Source organism: Rhodopseudomonas sp. BR0C11 (assembly GCF_010820945.1).
Classification (GTDB): Bacteria; Pseudomonadota; Alphaproteobacteria; order Rhizobiales; family Xanthobacteraceae; genus Rhodopseudomonas; species Rhodopseudomonas palustris_H.
In genome coordinates, this window is the sequence record NZ_QTKI01000298.1 from 1 (window position 1) to 6,177 (window position 6,177).

Sequence of the window (6,177 nt, forward strand, 5' to 3'; positions counted from 1 at the left end):
GACGGGGATTGAGCTGCACGATCTGCGGGTCATCCCACGATTTGATGCCGCCCATGAAGATGTCGGCCAGCACAGGCGCGGTGAGCCGTAGCTTGCCGGGCAGGACACCGGGAATGTTCACCACGACGGCGTAGCCACCGACGACGGTGGGGAACTGCATGATGTCCCCTTCCTTCAGTTTGCTGTCCTCCATCGGCACATCCGACGCTCCGAAATCCGTTAGGCCCTTCAGCACCTGGAGTTGTCCGACCGACGATCCCGAAGGTTGGTAGTTGATCGCGACACCTTTGGTTGCTTTCAGTTGTTCGGCCCATTTGATGTAGATTGGCGCGGCGAAGGCCGAACCGGTCCCCATCACCGGCGTCTCGGCATGACCGACCGTCATGCCGGCCGTGCCGATGGCGAGCGCCATCACAGCGGTGCGAAGTGCACGCATCTCGATTTCCTCTTTGGCTGCAATCGTGCGGGATTAGTCGGCGCCGTTCAGGGCGAAGTCGAAGATGTCGTAGTTGCGCAACACGCCTGTAGTCGCGCGCTCGCGGTAGTCCCGCTTGAGCGGGCGCGACAGCACAAACGGCACGCGCTGCTCGCCGAGCCCGCCATGTGAGCGCAAGCGATGGTCGCCGAGCGCCGACAGATCATGATCTTCCCGCCGCGCGCCCACCACCGTGCCGCGATCGGTGAACACCGCGAAGTCGCCTTCCCGATCCGGCGGCAACTGGTAGCGTTCGCACACCGTGGCGCGATCGAGCACCAGCTCGACGCCGGGCAGCGACCGCGCAAAGGTCATCATCGCCGCGATATCGCAAGGCTTGAGCAGGTGGACCCGCACGAAGCCGCCGAGCGCGCCGTGATGCCGGACGAACGGATCGGCGATCGGACAGATCACCCGCGCGACGCCGGCACCGAACTTCTGGTTCAGCGCGTCCTCGAGATAGACGACGTTGGGCCGGCCATCCGCATCGGACTTGTCGGCCATGCCATGATCGGCAGTCAGAGCCACGGTCGCACCGAGTTCGATCAGCCGCGCGATGCGGCGATCGACCGCTGCGTGAAAGTCGTTCGATTCCGCCTCGCCCGGCTGGTACTTGTGCTGCACATAGTCCGATGTCGACAGATACATCAGCTCGGGCTTGGCGGTCTCCATCAGCCTGACGCCGGCGTCGAGCGCAAACAGCGACAGGTCGGCGGAGTACTGATCCGGCCGGCCCCGGCCGACCAGTTCCTCGCCGCTCTTGAAGCCGAGCGCGGTGAGGTCGGCAACGTTCGGGTGTTCGGATGAGAAGGCGATCCCGTCCATCTCATAGGCAAGCACCTTCAGGAGCTTGTCCTTGGCGGTGACCACCGCAGTCCGCACGCCCGCTCTGCTCATCGCACCGAGAATGGTGCCGCAGCGCAGGCGACGTGCATCCGTCACCATGATCTCTTCGCCGGTGTCGGCATCGAGATAGTAATTGCCGTTGATGCCGTGGATGGCGGGAGAGACGCCGGTGACGATCGAGGTGTTGTTGGTGTTGGTGGTGGTCGGCACCGTCGCCAGCGCCGTACCGACATAGGCCCCCGCCCTGAGTGCGCCGATCGTCGGCAGGACGCCGTCGGCAATGCCGCGCTCCAGATATTCGGGGTCGAAACCGTCGAGGCAGATCACGACAACGGGTCGTAGCGGCCTAGCGTAGCTGCGGCCGTTGGCTTCGATCAAGGGCTGGGTCGTCATGGGGGCATCCGGGTTTCTGAATGCCGCCTGGGGTGGCGGCTGACGTCCCGGGTGGTAGGCCGTTCACATGTGAGAATCGATCGAATAAAATCGACAAACACGTGAGTATAAGTCGTAAACCCGATAGCCCTTTCGGCCGCCATCGTCACACGGAGGTCATGGTGAAAGAACGAGAACTGCCGCTGAGCGCCCTGCGGGCATTTGCGGTGGCGGCGCGCAGCGACAGTCTGAGTGCGGCCGCCGAGGAGCTGGGCGTCACCCACGGCGCCGTCAGCAAGCAGGTGCGCCTGCTTGAGGACTGGCTCGGGCAACAGGTCTTCACCCGCGAGGGCCGCAGCGTGGCGCTGACGCCCTATGGCAGCGTGCTGGCGGAGCAGCTGAGCCAGTCGTTCCGCAATATCGAAGCCGCCTGCCAGTACGTCCGTCGTCGGCGCAGCAAGGCGGTGCTGGCGGTCGAAGCGCCGTCGACATTCGCGATGTATTTCCTGATGCCGCGACTGAAGCGGTTCGAGAAAGCCAATCCCGATCTGGCGGTGTGGATTTCGACCCGGATGACGGGGCAAACGCCGGACGTGGCCTCCCACGATCTCCTGATCACCCGGGGCAGCAGCGAGAAGATCGGCGGACCTTCGAAGGCATCGACGCCGTTGTTCGAAGAGCACCTGACACCGGTCTGCAGCCTGGATCTGGTTCAGGAGAGGACCATCGAGAAGCCGGAGGATCTTCTCGCATTTCCGTTGATCACCTCAGCCACCCGGCCGGGGCATTGGGAAGCGTGGCTGCAGAAAGCGGGAATGCGCGACCATCTGTTCGAAGGCGGCCACCGTTTCGACCACATGTTCGTCGCGATGCATGCGGTGCGCGAGGGATTTGGCTCGATCGTCGCGCCAAAGGAGTTCTTTCCGGGAAAACCGGAGTGGCGGCTGGTCTGCCCGTTTCCCGACGTGGTCGTGAAGGGCGAGAAGTATTTCGCTCAGCCGACCTCGCGCGCGGACCCGCGCTATCTCGGCCGGTTCCTGGATTGGCTGAAAGACGAAATCAGGACGTGAGGTTCGACGAGCCTCACGACGCGCCCTGGATCAGCGCGTCATCGGCGCTAGCCACGTCCGCGCCGCCCTCACCGGCGGCGCACAATCCGCTCAGATCTCGGCGACGAGTCCGCCTCGGCCGAGCACGGCTTGCTGCACGAAGTTCCGACAGCCGCGCAAGGAGCGTAGCGCGCGGTTGAAGTCGATGCCGGTCGACACCAGCGAGCGGATCGAGGTCGGGTGACGGGCGATGCCGCGCAGCACCTTGCGCAGATCGATCTCGCCGTTCGGCTTGATCGCGGTGGAGACGACCTGCGGCAGGCTGCGGCCCGCCGGGTCGCTGATGACCCGCAGCGCCGCGAACGGCAGGTTGGCCGCAGCGGCGAAATCGGCGGCGATGTGGCTTTCCATATCGACCGCCGCCGCACCGGTCTCCGAGCGCAGCGCCGCCTTGGCGGTGCGCGCCGCGATCACCTGTTCGGCTCCGACCAGACCGCCGCGCACGACGCGCTGACGGCCGAGCCCGGCGCTCCGCAATAATTCGTCGGTCAGTGCAACTTCCGAGGCCCGGCGGCGTTCACCCGCCACAACCTCGGTGGCGATGACGATGTCACCTGCCTCGAGAGCGGGATCCAGTCCCCCGGCGACGCCGAAGCTGATTACGCCGCGGATCGACGATGGGTCGAAATCCGCCATGATCGCGCGCAATTGCTTCGGATCGCTGCTGCTGCAGATAACGGTGAGGCCCGGCCCCGCCGCGATACGTGCTTCCTGAATCAGGCCCGTCACAATCAGTACCGGCCGCGGATCTTGGCGATGCGCCGCGGCCTGGTCGTCCACTGCCCCCAGAATCACATTCCGACCCCTACCAACTTGCTGTTCGTGGCCTGCAAGTTCCGGTACCGCGCCAGCGCCCAGAGCGGGAAGAACTTCGAATAGCCATGATACCGCAGATAAAACACCCGCGGGAAGCCCGTCGCCGTGTAACGCTGCTCGTCCCACAGTCCTTTTTCGGTCTGTGTGCTTTTCAGGTACTCGATGCCCCGTGCCACGGCGGGATGATCGACCTCACCCGCAGCCATCAGGGCAAGCAAGGCCCATGCCGTCTGTGAGGCGGTCGAGGGGGCACTTTCGTAGCCGCGGTAATCCAGTCGGTAGCTGACGGCATCCTCGCCCCAGCCGCCGTCGCGGTTCTGCACCGACTCCAGCCAGGCCACCGCCTTGCGGATCATCGGATCGGCATGCGGGACGCCGGCGGCGTTGAGGGCGCACAGCACCGACCAGGTGCCGTAGATGTAATTCATGCCCCAGCGGCCGTACCACGAACCCTCGGCAAGCTGGGTGTCGCGCAGATAGCCGACCGCACGTGCCAGCGCCGGGCTGCTGTCGATCGTCTCACCGAGCTGAGCCAGCATCGAAACGCAGCGCGCGGTGACGTCCTCGGTCGGCGGATCGAGCATCGCGCCGTGGTCCGAGAACGGGATATTGTTCAAATAGTACTCAGTGTTGTTGATGTCGAAGGCACCCCAGCCGCCGTCATCGCTCTGCATCCCCTCGATCCACTCGCGGGCGCGGGCGATCGCGGCGTCATAGGCAGGATTGGGCTGGTCCTTGCGCGCCCGGTCGAGCGCCATCACCACCACCGCGGTGTCGTCGAGATCCGGATAGTGGGCATTGTTGTACTGGAACGCCCAGCCGCCGGGGCGGACGTTCGGGGCCTTCACGGCCCAGTCGCCCTTGACGTCGAGCACCTGGCGGGGGAGCAGCCAGTCGAGCGCCGGCCGCACCGATTTGGCGCCCTCGTGGCCGTCCGCCTCGAGCACCGCGTGGCTGGCGAGCGCGGTGTCCCACACCGGCGACACGCAGGGCTGGCAGTAGGCTTCGTCACCGCGATCGACCAGCAGCAGATCGATGCCGCGGCGCTGGCTGGCGCGCGGCGGATAGTCCTCGGGATATCCGAGCGCCTCGTACATCATCACGGCGTTGGCCATCGGCGGGAAGATCGCGCCGATGCCGTCCTCGCCGTTGAGCCGCTCCTCGATGAAGGCGAGCGCCTTGTCGATCGCCCGCTTGCGGATGCCCTTCGGCATCACCGGCTCGATCGCGCGCAGCACGGCGTCGATCGATCCGAACAGCTTGAACAGCGCCCAGTTCTGATGCGGCGCCTTGGCCGGCATGCCGATCGTCTTCGGGTCCTGCAGGAACAGCTCGTCGATGCCGACGCCCTTGGGGTTCTTGGCCCGCGGCTTCAGCGCGCACAGCACGAGCAGCGGCACCATCGTGGTGCGAGCCCAATACGAGACCTTGGTCAGCGTGAACGGCGACCAGCTCGGCAGCAGCATGATCTCAACCGGCAGCACCGGAACCGCGCGCCAAGTGGTCACGCCGTACAGCGACAGCAGGAACCGGGTGAAGACGTTGGAATGGATCGCGCCGCCCCGCGAGCGGATCGCCTCGCGCGCCCGCACCATGTGCGGGGCATCGATGCTGTCGCCGATCATCTTCAGCGCGAAGTAACCCTTCACGCTGGCGCTCATGTCGAAGTCGCCGTCGTGGACCAGCGGCCAGCCGCCATGGGCGCCTTGGATGCGGCGCAGATACACCGCGATCTTGGCTTCGAGCGCGGCGTCGACCGGCTCGCCGAGGTAGTGCCGCAGCAGCACGTATTCGGCAGGAATGGTGCAATCGGCCTCGAGTTCGAACACCCAATGGCCGTCATCGCGACGATAGTTCAGCAGCGCGCTACGCGCCGCATCGATCGAAGCTTCGAGCGCGTTGCGCCCGACACCAGTCGTGTAGCTGCCGGAATCCATTTTATCTGCTGAGTCTCCGTGTTGAGGGCCGGATCAGGTGTGCCCGGCGGCCAATACCAGGTCCGCGGCACGGTTGCCGGACCGGACCGATCCTTCGATGGTCGCCGGTAACCCCGTATCAGTCCAATCGCCTGCGAGATATAGGTTTCTCCACTGGGTGACCGGCCCGGGGCGCAGGGCGTTCTGCGCCGGTGTAGCCGCGAACGTCGCGCGGCGCTCGCGGACAATTTGCCACGGCGGCAGATTGGCCGAGATCCCGGCGATCTTGCAGATTTCGCCCCAAACTTCAGTCGCCAGCTGCTCGCGGGGCGCGTCGACCAGCCGGTCGCCATTGCTGATTGTGACCGACAGCCGGTTCGGGAACGCGAACAGCCATTCCACCACCCCGCCGATCACCCCGGTCAGGGCCGGCATGCCGGGCGGCGGCGCATAGTTGAAATGCGCATTCACGATGGCGCGGTATTCCTGCGGCGTCTTCAGGCCGGGCAGCAACGAGGCCGCCGGACGCGGCGGCACCGCCAGCACCACCACATCGTCCGCGCCGAGGGTGACGACATCCTCACCGCCGAACTGCAGCGCGCCGACGCGGTCGCCCGACATGGTCAGCGCCCGCAATTCGTGG

6 protein-coding genes are annotated in these 6,177 nt (G+C 65.7%); 1 reads left to right on the top strand and 5 read right to left on the bottom strand.

Going from position 1 to position 6,177, the window contains the following annotated elements; all coding sequences use genetic code 11:
* Both DYI24_RS19240 and phnA read right to left on the bottom strand, forming a co-directional pair.
* Positions 1–436, bottom strand: a 436-nt coding sequence (locus DYI24_RS19240; RefSeq protein ID WP_164573450.1) for an extracellular solute-binding protein, incomplete at its 3' end; no start/stop codon positions are given.
* 33 nt (positions 437–469) lie between these two features.
* Positions 470–1,714, bottom strand: coding sequence for a phosphonoacetate hydrolase (phnA, locus tag DYI24_RS19245; RefSeq protein ID WP_164573451.1), 1,245 nt, complete (start codon positions 1,712–1,714; stop codon positions 470–472).
* Positions 1,715–1,746: 32 nt separating this feature from the next.
* Between phnA and DYI24_RS19250 the strand changes: the two genes are divergently transcribed.
* Positions 1,747–2,763, top strand: a complete 1,017-nt coding sequence (locus DYI24_RS19250) for a LysR substrate-binding domain-containing protein (RefSeq protein WP_349627799.1) — start codon at positions 1,747–1,749, stop codon at positions 2,761–2,763.
* Between the two features lie 90 nt (positions 2,764–2,853).
* Here DYI24_RS19250 and DYI24_RS19255 read toward each other — a convergent pair whose 3' ends face one another.
* From DYI24_RS19255 to DYI24_RS19265, 3 genes are all read right to left on the bottom strand, one after another.
* On the bottom strand, positions 2,854–3,597 hold the full coding sequence (locus DYI24_RS19255; RefSeq protein WP_164573452.1) for a phosphorylase: 744 nt from the start codon (positions 3,595–3,597) through the stop codon (positions 2,854–2,856).
* Entirely contained in the window at positions 3,594–5,555 is a 1,962-nt protein-coding gene (gene shc / locus DYI24_RS19260) for a squalene--hopene cyclase (RefSeq protein WP_107345483.1), read from the bottom strand. Before shc ends, DYI24_RS19255 begins: the two co-directional genes overlap by 4 nt.
* A 33-nt stretch (positions 5,556–5,588) precedes the next feature.
* Positions 5,589–6,177, bottom strand: a 589-nt coding sequence (locus DYI24_RS19265) for a hydroxysqualene dehydroxylase (RefSeq protein WP_205523593.1), incomplete at its 5' end; no start/stop codon positions are given.

Coding starts and splice junctions, on each gene's coding strand:
- phnA (WP_164573451.1), bottom strand. CDS start 1,714: ATGACGACCCAGCCCTTGATCGAAGCCAACGGCCGCAGCTACGCTAGG.
- shc (WP_107345483.1), bottom strand. CDS start 5,555: ATGGATTCCGGCAGCTACACGACTGGTGTCGGGCGCAACGCGCTCGAA.